13 protein-coding genes and 3 pseudogenes are annotated in these 22,193 nt (G+C 69.2%); 5 read left to right on the top strand and 11 right to left on the bottom strand.

Annotated features, from left to right (window positions below; genetic code table 11):
- A partial coding sequence (locus BLT82_RS30800; RefSeq protein WP_143041570.1) for a transposase occupies positions 1 to 216 on the top strand: 216 nt, incomplete at its 5' end.
- 253 nt (positions 217 to 469) lie between these two features.
- Here the strand turns inward: BLT82_RS30800 and BLT82_RS30790 are convergent.
- On the bottom strand, positions 470 to 859 hold the full coding sequence (locus BLT82_RS30790) for a hypothetical protein (RefSeq protein WP_093660766.1): 390 nt from the start codon (positions 857 to 859) through the stop codon (positions 470 to 472).
- A gap of 70 nt (positions 860 to 929) precedes the next feature.
- On the opposite strand from BLT82_RS30790, the pseudogene BLT82_RS30785 reads away from it, so the two are divergent.
- Positions 930 to 1,139: pseudogene (locus tag BLT82_RS30785) on the top strand (IS982 family transposase); the annotation flags it as partial.
- Positions 1,140 to 1,262: 123 nt separating this feature from the next.
- A complete protein-coding gene (locus BLT82_RS30780; protein ID WP_093660764.1) occupies positions 1,263 to 1,451 on the top strand; it encodes a hypothetical protein in 189 nt (62 codons plus the stop codon).
- 190 nt (positions 1,452 to 1,641) lie between these two features.
- Here BLT82_RS30780 and BLT82_RS30775 read toward each other — a convergent pair whose 3' ends face one another.
- The 10 genes and pseudogenes from BLT82_RS30775 to BLT82_RS30730 all read right to left on the bottom strand — a co-directional run bounded on the left by BLT82_RS30775 (position 1,642) and on the right by BLT82_RS30730 (position 17,806).
- Positions 1,642 to 2,217, bottom strand: a complete 576-nt coding sequence (locus BLT82_RS30775) for a TerD family protein (RefSeq protein ID WP_093660762.1) — start codon at positions 2,215 to 2,217, stop codon at positions 1,642 to 1,644.
- Positions 2,218 to 2,832: 615 nt separating this feature from the next.
- Positions 2,833 to 3,603 (bottom strand): respiratory nitrate reductase subunit gamma, encoded by a 771-nt coding sequence (narI, locus tag BLT82_RS30770; RefSeq protein ID WP_093660760.1) that lies wholly within the window; start codon positions 3,601 to 3,603, stop codon positions 2,833 to 2,835.
- Positions 3,600 to 4,259 (bottom strand): nitrate reductase molybdenum cofactor assembly chaperone, encoded by a 660-nt coding sequence (gene narJ / locus BLT82_RS30765; protein WP_208868092.1) that lies wholly within the window; start codon positions 4,257 to 4,259, stop codon positions 3,600 to 3,602. The genes narI and narJ overlap by 4 nt, the downstream gene beginning before the upstream one ends.
- The gene (gene narH, locus BLT82_RS30760; RefSeq protein WP_093660758.1) at positions 4,256 to 5,962 is read right to left on the bottom strand and encodes a nitrate reductase subunit beta; all 1,707 of its coding nucleotides are present in this window, start codon (positions 5,960 to 5,962) and stop codon (positions 4,256 to 4,258) included. The genes narJ and narH overlap by 4 nt, the downstream gene beginning before the upstream one ends.
- Position 5,963: 1 nt before the next feature.
- Positions 5,964 to 9,646 (bottom strand): annotated as a pseudogene (locus BLT82_RS30755) (nitrate reductase subunit alpha).
- A gap of 436 nt (positions 9,647 to 10,082) precedes the next feature.
- Positions 10,083 to 11,257, bottom strand: a pseudogene (locus BLT82_RS30750) (MFS transporter).
- 481 nt (positions 11,258 to 11,738) lie between these two features.
- Positions 11,739 to 12,731, bottom strand: coding sequence for an Acg family FMN-binding oxidoreductase (locus BLT82_RS30745; protein WP_093660756.1), 993 nt, complete (start codon positions 12,729 to 12,731; stop codon positions 11,739 to 11,741).
- 479 nt (positions 12,732 to 13,210) lie between these two features.
- A complete protein-coding gene (locus tag BLT82_RS30740) occupies positions 13,211 to 14,584 on the bottom strand; it encodes a sensor histidine kinase (RefSeq protein WP_093660754.1) in 1,374 nt (457 codons plus the stop codon).
- Entirely contained in the window at positions 14,577 to 15,287 is a 711-nt protein-coding gene (locus BLT82_RS30735) for a response regulator transcription factor (protein WP_093660752.1), read from the bottom strand. Before BLT82_RS30735 ends, BLT82_RS30740 begins: the two co-directional genes overlap by 8 nt.
- Entirely contained in the window at positions 15,284 to 17,806 is a 2,523-nt protein-coding gene (locus BLT82_RS30730; RefSeq protein ID WP_093660750.1) for a heavy metal translocating P-type ATPase, read from the bottom strand. The genes BLT82_RS30735 and BLT82_RS30730 overlap by 4 nt, the downstream gene beginning before the upstream one ends.
- Positions 17,807 to 18,327: 521 nt before the next feature.
- On the opposite strand from BLT82_RS30730, the gene BLT82_RS30720 reads away from it, so the two are divergent.
- Both BLT82_RS30720 and BLT82_RS30715 read left to right on the top strand, forming a co-directional pair.
- On the top strand, positions 18,328 to 18,648 hold the full coding sequence (locus BLT82_RS30720) for a hypothetical protein (protein WP_093660746.1): 321 nt from the start codon (positions 18,328 to 18,330) through the stop codon (positions 18,646 to 18,648).
- 595 nt (positions 18,649 to 19,243) lie between these two features.
- The gene (locus tag BLT82_RS30715) at positions 19,244 to 21,703 is read left to right on the top strand and encodes a heavy metal translocating P-type ATPase (protein ID WP_093660745.1); all 2,460 of its coding nucleotides are present in this window, start codon (positions 19,244 to 19,246) and stop codon (positions 21,701 to 21,703) included.
- The last annotated feature ends 490 nt before the right edge of the window (positions 21,704 to 22,193 follow it).

Here is a 22,193-nt window from a genome sequence, read left to right as displayed (position 1 = left end):
CTGCCCGCCGACACCCCGCTGCGAGTCCTGGCCCGACTGGCGAAGATGCGCTGGCGCATCGAACACGACTACCGGGAGATGAAACACGGACTCGGCCTGGACCACTTCGAGGGCCGCACCTGGCGCGGCTGGCACCACCACACCACCCTCGTCACCGCCGCCCACGCTTTCCTCACCCTCCGCCGCCTGGACCCAAAAGCAACAGCGCCGGCCTGACCTTCTACCAAGTCCTTCACACCATGCAGGACCTGCTGCTGTGCTGGACCGGCGCCTGCCCCACCTGCCACCACCAATTACCGACACCGACCAGGAAACAACACCCCAAACCCGGATCAACCTAACGAAGTACTACTAGAGGATCAATTCCAAGGGTGCCTGCGGAGGGTGTGGGGTGGGCGGCGGCCGAAGCCGCCGCGAGACGGTCAGGCGGCGGGCTGCCGGCCATGCTTGTCGAGGTGGCAGCGGGCGGTCAGGCGTCAGGGTCGGCTTCGGGGTGCGTGAACCGCACGGGCTTGGCCAGGGACCGGGCGTAGGCGATTTCGGCTCGGGTGCTGTCTCCGATGTAGTCGCCGACTACGATCACCTCATCAGCGAGCCGGATCTTCGCCCGGTGCAGATCGTCGAGTCGAACCTTCAGCGCCTCGGCCTCGACAGGATCGGACCAAAGTTTGTGCGGCGACTTCATGTCACAGCCCGGTTTGACGACAATCCTTCCGGCTTTGGTCTCCCGCAGATCGGCCTCGTTCATCTCGGTCATGAAGCGGGTGGAGCCGCAGATCACGACGATACGCGGGAGGCTCAACAGCTTCTTCGCGTCGGCGAGCTTCTCCTCGGGGGTGAGCAGTTGCGGGTATGACACTGGTTCCTCCTGGTGGTGTGGTCCAAGGGGTGCCTGCGGAGACGAGAACGAGGGTGTCCGGGATCGTTTTGTGACGAACGACGCGGACACCCTCGCGACAGCACTCTATGCGAGGACCGACGACATGCTGAAAGAGCATCCCGACCTGGCGCCGTGGCGCCCGCCGGTCGGCATCACGCCCCGCCTGAGCGATGCCGAACTGGTCACCCTCACCACGATGCAGGCCGTACTCGGCTGCACCTCCGAGGCCAAGTGGCTCCGCCATCCCCGTGCCCACCTGTGTGCTGCCCTCGTCAAGGCGGCCTCGCGGGCACGTTCACCTATGACGGGCTGAAGGCGGCCACAGGGGACGCCAAGGGTGATCCACTGCTTTCGAGGACCGTGACCCCCCATCACCAAGCGCATGGAGGAGCTGAAGAAACTCGGCACCAAGCTCCGCGGCGGCCATGTACGCGAAGCAGACATCCGCTCGTTCGAGAAGGCTGTGACGACTTTCAAGAACGCGGGCGAGGGTGCAGGAGTCGAGATCGCGGAGAAGATTCCGTCGGCCTCGCAACTCGCCGGGAGCCGGCCGGGCAAGGGCGGCTGGTAGGAGACTTCTCGCCCATATCGAGCCCTTGCTCCGCTTCGACAGCGGCGGCCGTGAGGGTGGCACGCCGAGGATCGAGCGGCCGGCCGGTGCCCGTGCCGTCGCCACGCGCTTTGGGCCCGCCCAGGGAGGGGCGTCACCGAGGGTGCCTGCGGCAACGGCCGGGCATCCGGCCGTCCTTCAGAGCTGGCATCTACACGTTGACGCCGTACTCCTTCGCGATCCCCGTGAGACCGGTGGTGTAGCCCTGGCCGACGGCACGGAACTTCCACTCCCCGTCGCGCCGGTGCAGCTGTCCGAAGACCATCGCGGATTGGTCGTGCGCGTCCTCGGTCAACTCGAATCGGCACATCTCCAGCCCCGTCGCCTGGTGCACCACGCGAATGTAGGCATCGCGCACCCTGCCGAAGGTGCTGGCCGCGGCATTGCCCTCGGTGTGGATGGACACGACGAACACCACCGACTCCGCCTGCGCGGGCAGCAGGTTGAAGTCAACGGCGAGCTGCTCGTCGTCCCCACCTCCATGGCCGGTCTTGTTGTCGCCGGTGTGGCGGACAGAGTTTTCCGGCGTCGAGCGGTTGTTGAAGAAGACGAAGTGCTGGTCCGACAGAACACGGCCGTCGGCTCCCAGTACGAGTGCGCTTGCGTCGAGGTCGATGTCGCCGGGGCCGCTGTGCACGGTCCAGCCGAGGCCGACGACGACGCTGGCGATGCCAGGCTCGGTGCGCGTGAGGGGAAAGTTGCTTCCCTTGGACAGATTCACGGACATGGTTCCCGTTCCTCCTGATGTGGCAGTTTGAGAGGGGTTGCGCACCGTGGCCCTTGCGGGTCCAGTGGGCGGGTGCGGTGATAGGCGGAAGCCGCGTTGACGGTTGGAAGCCGGCAGGTGCGACTGCTGGCCGAGGCGGCATACGCGTGTCGGCTGCCGACGGCCTTCTCCCCGGGCTTCGCGGGCAACGACCTCATCGGTCCTCCGAGGCCGCCGTCACCTCCGCTGGCGACCTCCCGGAATCTACAGTGCTGTAGAAGATGATGGGGGAGGCACGCCGTGACCGAGCATGACGTCACCGCCCCTGGGTGCAGAGACGTCCCGGGGGCGTGCACCACGCCGGCCCGGCTCGACTGCACATCACATACGCCGTCGCATGGCAGAACGAAGCCGGGCTTTCGTCCGGGAGGCGCCGCTGACCAGGCGGGCCCCGCAGCCCTGTGTCAGTGTCGGGTCCTTGGTGGCGATCACGAGCACCTTCTCTCGATCGATCAACACGGGACTGCGACCTCTCTGACCAGGGGAGCACCCGTCTGACGGTCCTGACTGGCTGGAAGATGCCCTCCACAGCAGCAGTTCGGTCTTCTGCCACGTCCGGGCTCGTGAATCGACGGCTCAGGACCCGGCGCGTTCCCAGCCGCGGCGTGGGGGGCGGGCGCCGAGGCGGGTGTCGCGGCTGCGGTAGACGATGTAGGGGCGGGTCAGGTAGCCCACAGGTGCCGTGAGCATGTGGACGAGGCGGGTGAACGGCCAGGCGGCAAACAGCAGCAGTGCGCTGATCGTGTGCAGTTGGAACAGGATCGGCGCTCCGGCCATCAGGTCCGGATCGGGCTGGACGTAGAAGATGGACCGGAACCACGGCGAGACTGTCTCGCGGTAGTCGTAGCCGCCGCCGACCGCGTTGGCGGCCACCGTGGCGGCCAGGCCAAGCGCAATCGTCACGGTAAGGGAGAGGTACATGGCCTTGTCATTGCGGGTGGTGGCGGAGAAGACCGGGCCCACGGTGCGGCGCCTGTAGATGAGAATGGCCAGCCCGCCGAGTGTGGCGACGCCCGCGATCGTGCCGAGGACGACCGCGCCGATGTGGTACGTGTGCTCGCTGATGCCGACGGCGTCGGTCCAGCTCTTGGGGATGACCAGGCCGCCGATGTGACCGAGGAGCACGACGAGGATGCCGAAGTGGAACAGAGGGCTGCCGATGCGCAGCAGGCGGTTCTCGTACAGCTGGGAGGAGCGGGTGGTCCAGCCGAATTTGTCGTAGCGGTAGCGCCAGATGTGGCCGAGGACGAAGACCGCGAGTGCGACGTAGGGCAGGACGACCCACAACAGGATGCCGCCGGTGCCTGCCGCCGCCGCGAAGGCGGAGGCATGCGCGGGTGCGGTCATCGGGGACCTCCCACGACGGGGTCGGGCAGGAACACCGGGGATGCGTACGCATCGAGGCCGACCTGCTCCTCGGGCGGACCTTCGGTGGCGAGGCGCATGGCGGCTTCACGCTGGTCACCGTCGAGGGCGGGCAGGGTGGCGGACACGGAGTTCAGTACCTGGGTCCAGGGCGAGCCGTCGTCGTTCAGAGCCAGGTGCAGCAGTTCCAGGCCGGCACGGTGTTCGGAGAGCAGACGCACTCCCGCGACCGGGTCCGTGGCGGCGAATTCGAGAACGACGGCCAGGTGATCGGGCAGTTCGTCGTCGCCCAGGCGCCATCCGGCCGCTGCGTAGGTCTGCTTGAGCCGCAGTAGAGCGATGCCTCGCTTCCTGGTGTCGCCGTGCGCGTAATACGTCAGATGGAGGCAGCAGCGTTTGCGGTGGTCGAAAGTGGCCACGTAGGCGGCCGCCATGTCCGCGGGGGCGGCCTGCTCGGCGTGTGCGGTGAAGCGGAGCAGGGGCCGGGCGACCGGCTCGGGAAGGGTCGCGGCGACCCTGCCGGCCAGAGCCCGGCGCTGCGCGAACTGCTCGTCCGGGTAGGCGAGGAGAAGGGACTGGGCCTGCCAGGCATGGGGGTGCCAGGGCTCGGTGCGGGCGGTGCCGATCTTCCTTTTCACGGCTTCGGTTCGACCTCCCCGTCGCTGTCTCTGTCAGCATCGCTGCTGCCGTCGGTGGGTCTGTCCGGGAACAGGCCGGGCGGGGAACCCTTGCCGTCCCAGTTGAGGAGGTTGACCCGGGTGGCCTTGTCGGTGGGGGCGGCGGGGGTGTTGGCGGTCTGCCGGTCGCGCAGGGCGTGGAAGTTCTCCACGGCGATCGGTGCGGCGCCGCCGGAGGTCTCACCGAACGGCCCTGAGCCGCCCATGCCAGGGCCGCCCTCGTAGTCAAGACTGCACTCGGTGGCAAGTTCTTCGAGTCTGTGAGCCTGTTCGGCATGCGCGGGCGGGATGACGTAGCGGTCCTCGTACTTGGCCAAGGCCAGCAACCGATACATGTCGTACATCTCCTCCTCTCCCATGCCGACGGCCTCGGGGATGGACGCATCCGGTTCGCGGCCGAGGTTGATGTCGCGCATGTAGGCGCGCATGGCGCCCAGGCGGCGCAGCGCCGTGTCCACCGGGGCCGGATCGCCGGCGGTGAACAGCTGTGCGAGGTAGTCGACCGGGATGCGCAAGGCGTCGACGGCAGCGAACAGGTTGCGGTGGTCTTCGGCGTCGTGGCCGGTGTCGCGGACGGCGTCGACAACCGGGGACAGCGGCGGGATGTACCAGACCATGGGCAGGGTGCGGTACTCCGGATGCAGCGGCAGTGCCACCTTGTAGGTGTTGATCAGGGCATGGATCGGGGAGCGCCGGGCGGCCTCGATCCAGTCCCGCGGAATGCCCGCACGCTCCGCCTCACGCACGACCGCTTGGTCGCTCGGGTCGAGGAAGACCTGCCGTTGGGCCTCGTACAGACCCTTCTCGTCCGGGGTGGAAGCGGCTTCGAGGACCTGGTCGGCGTCGTAGAGGACGAGGCCGAGGTAGCGCAGGCGGCCGACGCAGGTCTCGGAGCAGACGGTGGGCAGGCCGACCTCGACCCGGGGGAAGCAGAAGGTGCACTTCTCTGCCTTGCCGGTGCGGTGGTTGAAGTAGACCTTCTTGTACGGGCAGCCGGTCACGCACATCCGCCAGCCGCGGCAGCGGTCCTGGTCGACCAGGACGATGCCGTCCTCGGTGCGCTTGTAGATCGCGCCGGACGGGCAGGAGGCGGCGCAGGACGGGTTGAGGCAGTGCTCGCAGATCCGCGGCAGGTAGAACATGAAGGTCTGCTCGAACTCGAAGGTGATCTTCTGCGAGACCTCGCTCAGCAGCACGTCCTGCTCGCTGGTCGCAGCCGAGCCGCCGAGGTCGTCGTCCCAGTTCGCCGACCAGGAGATCTTCATGTCCTTGCCGGTGATCAGCGACTTGGGGCGGGCGACCGGGGTGCGCTCCTGAAGAGGCGCGTTCGTCAGGGTCGCGTAGTCGTACGTCCAGGGCTCGTAGTAGTCGTCCAGTGACGGCAGCACGGGGTTCGAGAAGATCGTGATCAGCTTCTTGAACCGGCCGCCCGCCTTCAGCGCCGGCCTCCCGCGCTTGTTCAGCTTCCAGCCGCCCTTCCAGGTGTCCTGGTCCTCGTAGCGGCGCGGGTAGCCCTGGCCAGGGCGGGTCTCGACGTTGTTGAACCACACGTACTCGACGCCGGTGCGGTTGGTCCACGCCTGCTTGCAGGTCACCGAGCAGGTGTGACAGCCGATGCACTTGTCGAGGTTCATCACCATCGCCATCTGGGCCATGACACGCATGTCAGTACTCCACGTCCTGGTGCGCGCGACGGCGGATGAGGGTGACCTCGTCACGCTGGTTCCCGGTCGGGCCGAGGTAGTTGAACGCGTACGACAGCTGCGCGTAGCCGCCGATGAGATGGCTGGGCTTGATCAGCAACCGGGTGAGGGAATTGTGGATCCCGCCGCGTCGGCCCGTCGTCTCGGTACGCGGCACGTCGATCAGCCGGTCCTGCGCATGGTGCATGTAGACCGTCCCCTCGGGCATGCGGTGCGAGACGATCGCCCGGGCGGCGACCACCCCGTTGCGGTTGACCGCCTCCACCCAGTCGTTGTCCTCGACACCGACCTTGGCCGCGTCCTGGGTGCTCATCCAGATCGTCGGCCCGCCCCGAGACAGCGACAGCATGAACAGGTTGTCCTGGTACTCGGAGTGGATCGACCACTTGTTATGGGGGGTCAGGTAGCGCACCGTCACTCCCAGCTCGCCGGTTTCCCCGATCTGCGGCTCATCGAACAGGGCGCTCATGTTCAACGGAGGGCGATAGACGGGAAGTTGCTCGCCCAGCGCCGACAACCAGTCGTGGTCGAGGAAGAAGTGCTGCCGTCCGGTCAGGGTGTGCCAGGGCTTGAGGCGCTCGACATTGATCGTGAACGGCGAGTAGCGGCGTCCTCCCGCCTCCGACCCGGACCACTCGGGGGAGGTGATGACCGGGACCGGGGCGGCCTGGGTGTCGGCGAAGGTGATCTGCTTGCCCTCGTGCTCGGCCGCCAGATCGGCGAGCCGGGTTCCGGTGCGGGCTTCGAGCGTGTGGAAGCCCTGGGTGGCCAGGTGGCCGTTGGTGGTGCCGGACATCGCGAGAATCGCTTCACAGGCGTGCACATCGCGGGCAATCGACGGCCGTCCTGCGCCCGCCCCGGTCCGTACGGTCCCGTTCTTGTGCCGCAGGTACTCCAGTTCGCGCTCCAGCTTGAAGGTGACGCCCTTGGTGGTAGCGCCCGAGCTGTCCAGCAGCGGACCCAGCGCACCCATCTTCTCCGCGACGGCCGTGTAGTCCCGCTCCACCGTGATCAGCTTGGGCATGGTGCGCCCGGGCACGGGTTCACACTCGCCCGCCTTCCAGTCCCTGACGCGGCCGTGTGGGGTGGCAAGCTCGTCCGGAGTGTCGTGCAGCAGCGGCGCGGCCACCACGTCGTTGCGGACCCCGAGATGGCCGGCGGCCTGACGGCTGAACTCCTGGGCGATGGTGTGGAAGGCGTCGAAGTCCGTGCGGGTCTGCCAGGGAGGGGCGATCGCCGGGTTGAAGGCGTGTACGAAGGGGTGCATGTCGGTGCTGGAGAGGTCGTGCTTCTCGTACCAGGTCGCGGCGGGCAGCACCACGTCGGAGAAGACCGTGGTGCTGGTCATGCGGAAGTCCAGGGTCAGCAGGAGGTCGAGCTTGCCCTCGGGGGCCTCCTCACGCCACACCACGTCCTTCGGCCGAGCGTCGGGCGGCGCCTCGGTTGCGCGTACGGAGGCGTCGGTGCCCAGCAGGTGCTTGAGAAAGTACTCATTTCCCTTCGCCGAGGCGCCCAGCAGGTTGGCCCGCCACACGGTGAGCACGCGGGGGAAGTTCTCCGGGCCGTCAGGGTCCTCGCCGGCGAACCGCAGCCACCCCTTCTTGAGTTCGTCCACGATGTACTCGGCAACCGGTCGGCCCGCATCCGCCGCCTCGTCGGCCAGGTCCAGCGGGTTGCGGTCGAAGGTCGGATACGACGGCATCCAGCCCATGCGCGCCGACTGCGCGATCACATCCGCCGTGGTCTTCCCGGCGAACGGACCACCTCTGCCGGCGGCTGCGAGTGTGTCGGCGGAGAACGGGTCGTATCGGAACTGGTCGCTGTGCAGGTACCAGTACGCCGTCTGGATCATGAGACGGGCGGGCCTGTTCCAGTCCGCGGCGGTCGCGATCGCCGAGTGGCCGGTGATCGGCCGCACCTTCTCCTGCCCGACGTAATGGGCCCAGCCACCTCCGTTGACGCCCTGGCATCCGGTCAGCGTGGTCAGCGTCAAGAATGCCCGGTAGATGGTGTCGGAGTGGAACCAGTGGTTCGTGCCCGCTCCCATGACGATCATCGAGCGGCCGCCGGACTCCTCCGCGTTGGCGGCGAACTCACGTGCGATTCGCGCCGCTCGGTTTGCGTCCACTCCCGTGATCGCCGCCTGCCAGGCCGGCGTGTACGGCTCGTGCGCGTCGTCGTAACCTGCCGGCCAGCGTCCGGGAAGCCCCTCGCGGACCACCCCGTACTGGGCCAACAGCAGGTCGTACACGGTCGTCACCAGGCGCCCGGCGACCCGTCGCACCGGAACCCCGCGCCGCAGCCGGCCCGCACTGCCGTCGGGAGCGTCGAAGCGTGGGAGTACGACAGCGACCGGTGTCTCGTCGCCGCCCTCGGCGGACAGCAGGGGCCGAGTGTCGCCGAGGTCCAGGTTCCACTTCCCGGCGCCCGATTCGCCGTAGCGGTCGCCGAGCGTGCCGTTCGGCACCACGGGTTGCCCCGAAGCGGCATCCAGCAGCACGGTCCTGAACTCCGCGTGCTCGGCTGCGGCAGCCTCTCCGTCGAGGTCGGCGGCGGTCAGGAACTTGCCCGGCGTGTACGTGCCCGGCTCCCGGTCGGCCTCGTCGAGGGTGACCAGGAAGGGCAGATCCGTGTACTTCCTTGCGTAGTCGACGAACTGCGCCGTGGTCCGGTCGACGAAGAACTCCTTGAGGATGACATGGCCCATGGCCATGGCAAGAGCCCCGTCGGTGCCGGGCTGGGCCGCGAGCCACTCATCGGCGAACTTCACGTTGTCCGCGTAGTCCGGGGAGACCGCCACCACCTTCTGGCCCCGGTAGCGGGCCTCGGCCATCCAGTGCGCGTCCGGGGACGGGTCACCGGCAGGTTCGATCCCCACATGATCAGATAGCCGGCGTCCCACCAGTCCCCGGACTCCGGCACGTCCGTCTGGTCGCCGAACACCTGCGGGGAGGCCACCGGCAGATCGGCGTACCAGTCGTAGAACGACAGCATCGCCCCACCCAGAAGCGAGTAGAACCGCGCGCCGGCGGCGTGCGAGACCATCGACATGGCTGGGATCGGGGAGAACCCGGCCAGCCGGTCGGGGCCGTACTCCTTGATGGTGTGCACGTGCGCGGCGGCGACCATCTCGACCGCCTCGCCCCAACTCGCCCGCACGAGACCGCCCTTGCCGCGCGCGGCCTTGTAGCGGCGTGCCTTCTCGGGGTTGGTGACGACTTCCGCCCAAGCGGCCACCGGATCGCCCCGTCTCTGCTTGGCCTCCCGGTACATCTCGAGCAGCACGCCCCGTACATACGGGTAGCGCACCCTCGTGGGCGAGTAGGTGTACCAGGAAAACGCCGCCCCGCGTGGGCAGCCGCGCGGCTCGTACTCGGGCCGGTCCGGGCCGACCGACGGGTAGTCGGTCTGCTGGGCTTCCCAGGTGATGATGCCGTCCTTGACGTACACCTTCCAGGAGCACGAGCCGGTGCAGTTCACCCCATGGGTGGAGCGCACCACCTTGTCGTGCGACCAGAGGTCCCGGTAGAAGTCGTCCGCCTGCCGGCCGCCCTTGTTGTGGAGGGTGCGCAGGTCTTCGGACACTTCCGCCCGGGTGAAGAACCTGCGGCTGCGCACGAGCGCCTCCGCCAGGTCGCTGTCCATGCCTGCCCGTGCCCGGCTGAATTCGGTGCCCACCATGCCACTCCGCCCCGGGCGCGCCCGTTCGAGTCGTGATCAAGTCTGGCTGCCCCCGACTCTACGACCGTCGTCCCGCGAGAGGTCAACAGCGCACCACGACCGCGCAGACCCGTATGGTTGAGATCGTTTGGGCTGCGAGGCACAGCAGCCTGTCCGCGGCGGGGAGCCATGGGAACAGGCAGGCGACAGGGAGAAGGCTCAGCCTGCGCGCACGGCTTCGACCGCCGGGCCGAATCGGCGGGGCGGTGAACACCATCCAGTTCCTCCGATGGGCCGGCTCCGCCGCCGGCCGTGGCTTCCTGACGACGGAGAAGCCGCGGGAGGACCACTGACCCACCGCCTCCGCCGACCTGGTGGCTCGACCTCGACAGCCCCAGGCCTTCGAACTGGAGACAGCCGCTCAGCGGTGCGAGACGCCGTGCTCGGACGCTCGAACGGCCGAGCGGACGCCGGTGAGGGTGTAGGCCAAGGCCGCGGCGGCCACCATGGCGAGCAGCGCGAGGCCGACCGCATACGATCCGTACGCTCCGTACAGCGAACCCATCACCAGCGGTGGCACGAAGCCGCCGAGGCCGCCGGCGGCGCCGACCACGCCGGTGACCGAGCCGACCTTGTTCGCGGGGGTCAGCAGCGCCACCAGGGCGAAGGTCGCTCCGCTGCCCGCGCCGAGCGCGCCGGCCATGGACAAGAAGGCGATCGTGCCGATCGGGGCCAGCGAGGGGGTGAACGACTGCACGGCCGCACCGACGGCAACCACGGCCAACGACACGGCCAGCACCCTGATCGGGCCCAGACGGTCGGACAACCAGCCGCCGACCGGACGCATCGCCACCGCGAGCAGCACGAAACCGGCCATCCGGTTCGCGGCATCCGCCTGGGTCAGGCCGTAGCCGGTCTTGAGATAGGTGGGCAGGTAGACGGAGAAGGCCACATAGCCACCGAACGCCACCGCGTAGAGCGCGGATGCCTGCCAGGTGATGCTCAGGCGGAGGGCGGCGGCCAACCGGCGTCCCAGTGGCTCCGTGGGCACGGTGCGCCCGGGTGCGTTCCGCAGCAGCAGTCCGGCGGTCACGGCGTACAGGGCGAGCACCGCTGCGGTGATCAGGAACGGTGTCGGCATGCTGTGCGCGTCGACCAGCTTCACGGTGGTCAGGGCGCTGATCGCGGTGCCGCCCATGCCGGCGCCGAAGATGCCGATGGCCAGACCCCGCCTCTCCGGAGGGAACCAAGCGTTCACGAAGGGCACGCCGACGGCGAAGGCGGTGCCTCCGATGCCAGGAAGAGCCCACCGGCCAGCAGCGCGACGAGTGACGAGTGGCCGACCAGGCCGAGGTAGAGGACCGGCACCATGGTGGCCGCCGACACGATGGGGAACATGGCTCGTCCACCGAAGCGGTCAGTCAACGCTCCGACGGGAATGCGGCCCAGGGAGCCGACCACGACCGGCACGGCCACCAGCAACGACTGCTGAAGCGAGCTGAGTTCCAGAGCATCCTTGAATCGGGGCGCGAGGGGGCTGAGCAACGCCCACGCCCAGAAGTTGACGGCAAAGCCGACAGTGGCCAGGGCCAGCATCAGCCACGCCCGGCCGGGGACCGGCGCACCGGGCACCGGTCCGGTGCTCTCCGTCGTCGACTGGACCATGGGTCGTCCGTCCCTTCTCTGACGTTGGTTCTTGGCACAGGATCCCTTGCCAGAGCAGGTCCCTGGCTGCGTCCGTGGTCCTGGCGTCCCAGAAGCAACGAATCCGGCCTGGCGCAGCCGCGACGACCCCTTTCGTGCAGGTGCCTGCCTCCCGGAGAAGGACCTGCCCCGGGGCGCCCTCCTGTGGCAACGACCGGGCGCCGGCTCCACCGGGCGGGGGAAACCGCGAAGCCCCGCATGCCTCTGCGGGACTCGAGCGCCACGCAAGGCGCTGCTGCGCGGCCGCGAGGGTGCGCTGGAAGCGCTCTCCGGCCTGGCCGAGGGGGCCGACCAGCTCTTCGCCGACATCGCCCTCGGCTGCGGCGACGAACTCCGTTCCGTTCCGTCGTGGCAGTGGCAGTGGCAGTGGCAGTCACACGATCTCGAGGACGTCGCGGACGGGGCGGCGTGGCGTGGCCGGTCCCTGCGGTCCGTATCCCAGTCGCAGCACCATCTGGACCTTGCCTGTGCCGATGGCGGGATCGCGGGCCAGCCAGCGCAACTCGGGGCTTTCCAGCGGATGGGAGGTCAAGGAGGTGGCCAGGCCGGCCGACGTGGCCTCCAGCAAGACGCGTTCCAGAGCCTGCCCGGCGTGCAGCCAGTCGGTCGGAGTGTCACCGGGAGTGCTGAGCAGGGCCAGATGCGGGGTGCGCTCGAAGGTGGCGCTGCCGCGGTCGGCCACCGGCCTGCGTGCGGCGAAGTCCCGCAGGGGCGCCCTGCCGTCCCGCTTGCGCGGCCCGAACGCGTACTCGGGTACGCCGTCGACCGCGGTGTCCGCCTCGTCTCCCAGCCTGGTCCAGCGGATGAGGTCCTCTCGGCGCTCGGGGTCCAGTACGTCGCGGCTTTCGGCGTCATGGACCAGCTCGAGTACCGTCTCGGCGTGCCAGAGGCCGGGAAACAGCAGAGTTGCCCCCTCCCCTGTGGCGGCTTCTGCCAGCGCGGTCCGGACAGCCTCGGGCACGTCTCGGTCGGCAAAGGGATGGCGGCTGGTGTGCCGCTGATGAACAGCCGGACGGAGCCGTGCGAGGCCTTCCTCGTCCCGAAGGGGTCCGGAAGCGGCAGCCAGGCGGACTTCGGCAAGCAACAGCGGGTCCTTCGGATCCGGCAGCAGACGAGTCTGCAGGGTCAAGCCCGCGTGCGCGGCGGCGACGCGCAGGTTGAGCACAGCCGCCCCGCAACCGATGTGCAGCGCCCGGTTGCCGGGGTCTGAGCGGGGCATGGCCCGCTCAGGATCGGCACGGAGCATGAGGAGCCGCTCCTCGGTCACGTAGCGGAACTTCCATGGTTGCGCGTTGTGCATGGACGGTGCAGCTGTGGCGTCCTTGACGAGGTCGGTCACCGTCTCCACTTCGAGCTGCGTGGTCATGACACCCTCCTTTCACACCCGGTCGGCTACCGCGAGCACTGGGCGGATTCCCCTCCGCGAGCCGCATGGAAAGGTTCGCGTCTCACACCGCCCTGCTACCTTGCCGCCGCAGCTCCCAGTATCCGCCCGGCTGATCGCCCGGCCCCCACGAACCGCCGAGGACCCACGTCAGAACGCCTCCATCCATCTCCCAGGCTGGGCGCCACTCCCCGTCCGGGCTTCGAAACGACGCCCTGGCAGCGACGGTTCAGGCCGGTCGGGAGCCCGTCGGGCCAGGCCCCGGCCGCCAGGTGGGCGATGGTCGGCTGCCTCATGGGAGCGAGGTCTGGCACGAGAATGAGGGAACCCACGCAGGTCAGGCGCTTGGATCGGTTCGAAGCGGACGGCCACGGCCACGGGCGATCAAGCAGCCGACCTGGCCGCTCGCCGACACCTGGGGACGCGCGCTGCGGTTGCCGTGGGCCGTCGGCCGGTGCGAGTCAGCGGTCGAGGGCGGGTAGGCGGGTGGTGAAGGTGGTGCCGTGACCGGGGGAGCTGTCGGCGGTGATGGTGCCGCCGTGGGCGGTGGCGAGTTCGGCGGCCACCGCCAGCCCGATGCCGGATCCGTCGGCGCGGGCGGCCCTGCTGCGGAAGAAGCGGTCGAAGACGCGGGGGAGTTCTTCGGCGGGGATCCCGGGACCGGTGTCGATCACCCGTAGCTCGGCCCAGTCGCGGTCCTGGCGCAAAGTGAGGATGACGGTGCCGCCCGCGGGAACGAACTTCAGCGCATTGGTGAGCTGGTTGGTGACGATCTGCCGTAGCCGTTCCGCGTCGCCGTCGACACGTACCTCTGTGGGCAGGTCGATGCGCAGGGTGATCCCGGCCCCGGCGAACCGGTCGGCGAGGTGGGCGGCCGTGTCGCGGACGAGGGCGGTGAGGGACAGCGGTTCCCGTTTGAGGGTGAAAGCGGCCGCGTCGGCGGAGGCAAGCGTCTCCAGGTCGGTGATGAGCCGTCCCAGGCGCAGGGTCTCGTCGTGCAGGGAGGTGATGACCTGCGGGGTGGCTTCGCGGATGCCGTCCTGGACGGCTTCGAGCTCGCTGCGCAGGATGGCAAGCGGGGTGCGCAGTTCGTGGGCGATGTCGGAGGCGAAGAGGCGGCGGAGTTCGTCCTCCTTCTTCACGCGGTCGGCCATGGTGTTGAAGGTCGTGGCCAGTTGGCCGATCTCGTTGTCGGGGATGGTGGTAACGCGCCGGTCGCGCTGCCCTGTGGCCAAGTTGCCCGCAACGCTGGTGAGTTCGGCGATGGGCGCGGTGGCCCGGCGTGCGGTGTACAGGCCGAAAGCGAGGGCGATCGCCCCCGCTGTCAGACCGCCGACGACGAGCACGCGGTTGACGTCCGAGCGGAAGTTCTGGTCGACGGCAGGAATCTGGCCCTGCGGGACACGGACGTCGAGGGTGCCCACTTGCTGTCCGTCGACCATGACGGGTAGCGCGCGCGGCGGGCCGAGCTCTCCGGTGCCGATCATGGTCCGGTGCATGGCGAGCATCGCCGGGTCCACGCTGGCGTCAGCGAGCGACCAGATCTTCTGCCCGCCTTCGCCGCGGAGTTCGACCTGCGAGCCGGTCATCGTCACTGTCGGGGCGAGCTCGTCCAGGGACGCAGGATTCCAGGCGTCGTCCCGCTGGTACTCGGCCGCGAACAGAGCGGCCAGCTGCTGCCGGCGGACCTGCTGCTGTTCGGCGAGGTAGTCGTCGAAACGCGCCCCGAAGGCCACGTTGACCAGGACGGCGGTCAGGGCCGCCGCGCCGACCCCGAGCAACGCGAAGGCCAACGCCAGACGGCGAGCGAACCGGCCCTTCAGGAGATCACGCATCTCTGTCCAGCCCCAGCTTGTAGCCCACGCCGGGAACGGTGACGACCACGCGGGACGGCGGAGTGTCTCCGAGCTTGCGGCGCAGGTTCATCACATGCACGTCGATGGTGCGCTCGTACGCCTCGAACGTGTGGCCCTGGACCCTGCCGACCAGCTCCATGCGGGTCCATGCCCGACCGGGGCGCGTGGCGAGTGCGGTGAGCAGGTCGAACTCGGTCCGGGTGAGTTCCACCGGCTTCTGGTCGGCGTGCACTTCGCGCCGCTCGGTGTCGATCCGCAGCCGACCGCCACCGTACGAGACGGCGGCTTCCTCGGCCGCTGCGCGCCCGCCGAGGGCGCGGCGCAGCACCGCCTCGATCCGGGCGACCAGTTCGCGTGGACTGAACGGCTTGACGACGTAGTCGTCCGCGCCGAGGCGCAGCCCCGTGACACGGTCGTTCTCGGCGGCCTTGGCGGTGAGCATGACGATGGGTACGTCGCTGGTCTTGCGCAGCAGCCGGGCCACATCCTCGCCGGGCAGGCCGGGCAGCCCGAGATCGAGGACGATCAGGTCGGGCAGGGCGGTGCGGGCCAGATCGAGGGCTTGGTGGCCTTCGCTCGCCTCCAGCACCCCGTACCCCTCGCGCTCCAGGTAGTCGCGGACCAGGGCGCGCAGTTTCAGTTCGTCGTCGACGACGAGGACGGTCGCGGTCGTGGGTGTCATGATGTGGCCACCGTGATCGGGGACTCGGCTTCTGCGGGCTGCTGAGTAGGGGTGGGGAGCGGCTTCGGGGTGAAGGCGCGCAGCCGGTTGGCGTTGCCCACCACCGACAGCGACGACAGTGCCATCGCCGCGGCGGCGGTGATCGGGCTGAGCAGCCAGCCGGTGAACGGGTACAGGACACCGGCCGCCAGCGGGATGCCCGCCGTGTTGTAGGCGAAGGCCAGGACCAGGTTCTGGCGGATGTTGCGCATGGTGGCCCTGCTCAATGTCACAGCGGTGACCACTCCGCTCAGCGCCCCCGAGATCAGTGTGATGTCGGACGCCTCGATGGCGACGTCCGTGCCGGTGCCGATGGCGAAGCCGACATCGGCCTGAGCGAGCGCCGGGGCGTCGTTGATGCCATCCCCCACCATGCCGACCCGCTTGCCCCCGGCCTGCAGCCGCTGGATCTCCTGCGCCTTGTCCTCCGGCAGCACCTCGGCGAGGACCCGGTCGATGCCGACCTGGCGTGCGATGGCCTCGGCGGTACGACGGTGGTCGCCGGTGATCATCACCACTTCGAGGCCGAGTCGCTTCAGTCCGGCGACGGCGGCGGCCGAGTCCTCCTTGACGGTGTCGGCGACCGCCACCACGCCGGCCAGCCGCCCGTCGACCGCCGCGAAGATCGGCGTCTTTCCCTCGCCGGCGAGGTGGTCCGCCTCTGGTTGCAGGGGAGCGGTGTCGATACCCGCATCGGTGAGCAGGGCGGGCTTCCCCACGAGGAGACGGTGTCCGTCGACAGTGGCGGTGACGCCCTTGCCGGTCACCGAGTCGAACTCGCTCGCCGCCGCGAGGAGGATGCCGCGTTCGGCAGCGCCCTGCACGATGGCCAGGCCGAGGGGGTGCTCGGAGGACTTCTCGGCCGAGGCGACCAGGCGTACGAGATCGTCCTCGGCGAATCCGTTCGAGGGGGTCACATCGGTCAGCGTGGGCCGGCCCCGGGTGATGGTGCCGGTCTTGTCCAGCACGATCGCCTGCAGCCGGTGCGCCGTTTCCAGAGCCTCGGCGGAGCGGATGAGGATGCCGTTCTGCGCGCCCTTGCCGGTGCCCACCATGACCGACAAGGGGGTGGCCAGGCCGAGCGCACAGGGGCAGGCGATGATCAGTACGGCCACGGCAGAGACGAGCCCCAAGGTCAGGGCCGGGGCGGGTCCGGCGATGTACCACACGGCGAAGGTGGCGATGGCGATGAAGACCACCGCGGGGACGAAGTAGCTCGCCACCAGGTCGGCGATCCGCTGGATGGGGGCCCTGGACGCCTGCGCCTGCTGCACGAACCGGATGATCTGCGCCAGCATCGTGTCGGCGCCGACATTGGTCGCCTTCAGCCGGAAGGCGCCGGTCTGGTTGACGGTCGCGCCGATCGCATCGTCCCCGACGCTCTTGGCCACCGGGATCGACTCCCCGGTCACCATGGACTCGTCCAGAGTGGAGCGTCCGTCGACGATGACCCCGTCTACCGGGACCTTCTCCCCAGGGCGGACCACGACGACATCACCGGCAACGACATCCTCGACCGGTATCTCAAGCTCCGTCCCGTCCCGGACGACCCGAGCCGTCTTGGCCTGCAAGCCCAGCAGTTCACGGATCGCCTGTCCGGTGCCCGCCTTGGCCTTCGCCTCGAACAGCCGGCCCAGCAGAATCAGAGTGAGGATGACCCCGACGGCCTCGTAGTAGACCTCGCGCACCCCGGCAGGCAGCAGCCCCGGCGCCACGGTCACCAGCAGGCTGTAGCCGTATGCCGCGCACGTCCCCAGTGTGATCAGCGTGTTCATCTCGGCGCTGCGGGTGCGCAGCGCGAGCCACCCGGTCCGGTGGATCGGCCAGCCGGTGTAGAACATCACCGGCGTGATCAGCGCGAGCTGGAACCACCGGTTGAGCAACAGGTCCGGGACGTCGGCACCGAGGAACTCGTGCAGCATCACCGCCAGCACGACCGGCGCGGACAGAACGGCACCGGCGAGCACCCGGCGGGACAGATCCTTGATCTCCGCCTGGCGTTCGGCAGCTTCGGCCTCGCCGGTGCCGATCTCGCCCGGTACGGCTACCGGGAGGACTGCTGCCTCCGCGGTGACGTCGGACGGTACGGCGGCACCGTCCCCGGCGCCCGGCTCGACCAGCAGCGTGCCGTGCACCATGCTCATGCCGCAGGCGAATTCGAACCGCCCCGCCGTGTCGGGCGTGAACTCCACCGTTGCCTTGCCGTACGCCGGAAGGGACTTGGCGAGGGCGAAGTCCGGGAAGAGCACACGGGAGGTGCAGTCTCCGCTCTCCTGGCGGTCGAAGACGAGACGGACGGGCACGCCCTGGCGGACCCGGATCAGGTCCGGTGAGTAGCCGCCCTTCACGGTTATCCCGATCTCCTGGACGCCGCCCCGGAGTTCGGCCGGCTGGGCTTTCCTCGGGCCGAAGAAGAACCAGGCGAGCCCGGCGATCAGCGCAGAGGCCCCGATGAGGACCCCGATCTGGTCCGCGCTCATGACGTCCTCCCTATGGGCTGCGTCCCCGTCGCGCATCCACTGCCTTTCGCAGCGAACGATCGCGGCGATCGCGTCGGGCTTGCCACCAGTTCCTTCGTCCGGTCCCGTCGACGCCGGAAGGGCACCGTCACGACCTCGTCGTGAATGAGCGGGTCATCGCCCTTGATCGCGTCGGTGACACACCGTTCCAGGCCGACAGTGGTACGACCGCATCGTCCACGACGTCCGGGGCGAGGAACCGGTCCCCCTGATGAACCTGTCGGCCCTTCATCCGAACCTCCCTCCACTGTGGACGCTACGCCTACCCCCCAGGGGTAGCAAACAGCTCTCTGGAGCCCATGAGGCTGCTGCGGAGTGCTTGGTGGTCGCGTTCGTGCTGGTGGTGGTCCGGACGCTCTCCGCGTGGGGGAGTCCTTCAGGCGGCGAGTGCACAGCGTTCCCACATCTGCGCTTCATGGCTCCTTCACAGCCCTTGCCTAGCGTCGACGACACACAGTCCCTCCTGGCGCAAGGAGCGAATCATGATCAAGCGCAGGACCATCGGCCTGACCGTCGCGACCGCCGTCCTCGGCGGTGTCGGCATCTACGGCGCCACCGCCGTGTTCGCGGCGGTGCCGCCCACTGAGTACAGGCCCGCCACTACACAGAGTTCCGACACCGGGCCGGGGGCGCGCGCCGGTCAGGACAGGGACGAGATGATCCGGCACTGCACGGAGCACCTGCCCGCTTCCGAGCGCGAAAAGGCGCGGCAGCACATGGAAGAGACGATGTCCGAACGCATGTCGGGCGGTTCGACCGAGCACCGGCACCACGACGAAGACCGACACGAAGGTATGCGCTGACCGGCCTCGAACTGCGGGCCGGCGCAGTTCCGGGGCCCGTCTGTCCGTCGCCCGTCGACCGCGGCGCCGGCCACCATCTGCCCGTGGTGGCCGTGCGCCGGTCCCGACGAGGCCCGGCGCACCGGGAAGACGGCGGTGTCCGTACCCGCACCACGATCCGCTCACCCTCGTCGGACACATGGGTGTGTCAATTCAGCGGCTGATCTTGGTTGTTGAGTGGTCAAGTGTTGCTCGGGGTCGGGTGGCCGTGAAGGCGGTCGGGGATGCGTCGAGGGGTGCCTCCCAGCGCGTGGTCCACCCGCTTGCGGCCTTTCCCCGGCGGGGCCAGGCTCATCAGGGAGATGCACTTCAGAGCGGCGGCCCCGTGGGAAAAGTGTCCGCGGGCGCGGGCGCCTTGCGGATGCGGGATTCGACCTCATCGACCTCATCGGCCGCAGCGGGGCCGGAGGAGGAGGCAGGTAAGGCGTCCAGGCAGGCGGGGCCTCTCTGCGCGCGTGACACTGGTGCTGTGCTCGAACCGCTGCCGAGGTGTGCAGGGGAGGGGTGGTGGGGGCTTCGGCGACCGCCATCACTGCAGGCACGAGGAGCTGTGGCCATGTCCGATCTCCCAGGTGATCGCAGGCAGCAAGAGTCGGCGGATCCGTCCAAGGAGCGCAGCACAGCCGTGCTCGATGTGCGTGGCCTCTACTGGGCGTCGCAGCAGAGCACGGTCGAATCGGTGCTCGGTCGGCGTCCCGGCGTGGTGGATGTCGCGGTCAATCCGGTGGCGCAGGCGGCCACGGTCGTGTTCGACCCGCGGCAGACCTCGCTGGCGGAGCTTCGGCGGTGGGTGAGCGAGTGCGGCTACCACTGCGCGGGGCAGGTAGTGCCGTCCCATATCTGCGATCCCATGGTCGAGCCCGATCCGCCAGGGCTTGCGTCCAGTGCCCCGGCGGTGAAGACAGAACGCGATTCTCACGCGCTCCCCGGACCGGTGTCTGAGGCCTCTGCGGCTCCGGAGGACCTGCGCTCCGCGGACGAGATGATGGGTCACGGCGGCCATGGCGCCATGTCGATGGCGGCCATGGTCGCCGACATGCGCAACCGCTTCCTGGTGGCCGCCATCTTCTCCGTTCCGATCGTGATCTGGTCGCCGATCGGTGAGGAGGTGTTCGGTCTGCGGGCGCCGGTGCCCTTCGGGCTGCGGCAGGACGTGTGGGCGCTGCTGCTGAGCCTTCCGGTGATCTTGTATTCGTGCACGATCTTCTTCGGGGGAGCGGTGCGGGCCTTGCGTGCCCGGACGCTCGACATGATGGTGCTGGTCGCGGTCGCGGTGGGCGCCGGATGGATGTACTCCCTGGTCATCACATTGAGCGGGGGCGGCGACGTCTTCTATGAGGCGGCCACGGTGCTGGCATCATTCGTGCTGCTGGGCCATTGGTTTGAGATGCGGGCCCGGGGCGGTGCCAACGACGCCATCCGCACCCTGCTCGACCTTGCCCCGCCACGCGCGGTGGTCGTGCGTGACGGTGCGCCCGTCGAAGTGCCGACCTCGGACGTCGCTGTCGGCGATCTGCTGCTGGTCCGCCCCGGCACCAAGATCGCCGCGGACGGGGTCGTGGAGCAGGGCGAGAGCGAGGTCGACGAGTCGACGGTGACCGGGGAGAGCCTGCCGGTGCACAAGTCCCCCGGATCATCTGTGGTCGGTGCCACGCTCAACGCCAACGGCACGCTTCGGGTCCGCGCCACCCGGGTGGGCTCCGACACCGCGCTCGCCCAGATCGTCAAGCTGGTCCAGGAGGCGCAGAACTCGAAGGCGCCGGGCCAGCGACTGGCCGACCGGGCCGCATTCTGGCTGGTTCTCGTCGCCCTCGTAGGCGGCGCGCTCACCCTGGCCGTGTGGCTGCTTGCCACGGACCGGCCGTTCAGCACCGCGATGCTGTTCGCCATCACCGTCGTCGTCATCACCTGCCCGGACGCGTTGGGGCTGGCCACCCCTACCGCGATCATGGTGGGCACGGGTCTGGGCGCCCGTCGCGGCGTTCTGTTCAAGAACGCGGCCGCCCTGGAGGCGTCCGCCGGTATCCAGACCGTCGTCATGGACAAGACCGGCACGCTCACCAAAGGGGAACCCGAGGTGACGGAAGTCGTCACCGCGCCGGGGGCGGACGAAAGCGAGGTGCTGCGCCTGGTGGCGGCCGTGGAACGCGAGTCGGAACACCCGCTGGCGGAAGCGGTCGTGAGGTATGCGGAGACGCGGGGGATTGCGGCAGCCGGTGCGCGCCGTTTCGAGAACGTGCCCGGTCACGGTGCCACCGCCGTCGTCGACGGCCATCGCATCGCGGTCGGCAACCGCCGACTGGCGCTGCGCGAGGGAGTCGACCTCGGGCCGCTCTCCCCTCGCCGTGACGAACTGGCCGCGACGGGCCGCACTGTGATCATCGCTGCCGTCGACGGACGAGCGTCGGCGCTGATCGCCATCGCCGACGCGCCCCGGGAGACATCGGCCGCCGCCGTGTCCGAACTGCACGCCCTCGGCGTTCGCGTCGTCATGCTCACGGGCGACAACAAGGCCACGGCCGAGCGGATCGCCCGTCAGCTGGGCATCGACACGGTCATCGCTGAGGTCCTTCCCGGCGACAAGGCGGCCAAGATCGCCGAACTGCAGCAGGAGGGCCGGAAGGTGGCCATGGTGGGGGACGGTGTCAACGACGCGCCCGCCCTCGCCCAGGCCGACCTAGGCATCGCCATCGGGGCGGGGACGGACGTCGCCATCGAGACGGCCGACGTCGTACTCATGCGCTCCGACCCCCTCGACGTGCCGACCGCCCTCCGCATCGGCCGGGGCACCCTGCGCAAGATGCGGCAGAACCTCGGCTGGGCCATCGGCTACAACGCCATCGCCCTGCCCATCGCCGCCGGAGTCTTCGAGCCCGCGACAGGGCTCGTGCTGCGCCCGGAGATCGCGGCCCTGACCATGTCAGGATCCAGCATCATCGTGGCCGTCAACGCACTCGCCCTCAAACGCCTCCGGCTTCCGCAGGAACCGCACAACCGCACACCAAGTGGGGGCTGACCCGACCACCAACCGGGAAGCGTCCGCGCGCCGCCCCCGGATGGCGTACCACGAAGGGATTGAGCTGATCGTGGCCGGGCAGTGCGCCGCTTCCATGCCCCCGCGTGCATCGACTGTCGGTGAGTGCCCCTGAGCACGGGGCAGCCACCCGTCGTCGTCCGCCGTCTGGCGGGGGCTTGCGCGCTGCTCGCCGACGGCCTCACAGCTCTTGCCCGCGGTGTACTTGCGGAGGCCGAACGGGTTTCCCATCCGACGACATCCACGAAGCGCTCCAGCAGCCCGCGGCCGTTCGTCTTCGCCTCCGGCCAGGTCGCCCCAGGCTGGGCCGGCTGCATCGACGGGGCCGTCGAGTCAGTGGATGCACAGTCCGGCGCTGTGGGGTGCACCGATTCCAGCGATGGCGGTGGCTCCGTGTGGCTCAGGCAGCCGGGGTTGAAGGGTGAAAAGGCGGACAGCATTCCCATCCGGCCGGCGAGTGCGTGGCCGGGCA

This window comes from Streptomyces wuyuanensis (assembly GCF_900103455.1).
In the GTDB taxonomy this organism is placed as follows: Bacteria; Actinomycetota; Actinomycetes; order Streptomycetales; family Streptomycetaceae; genus Streptomyces; species Streptomyces wuyuanensis.
This window is presented reverse-complemented; position numbering and strand designations above follow the sequence as displayed.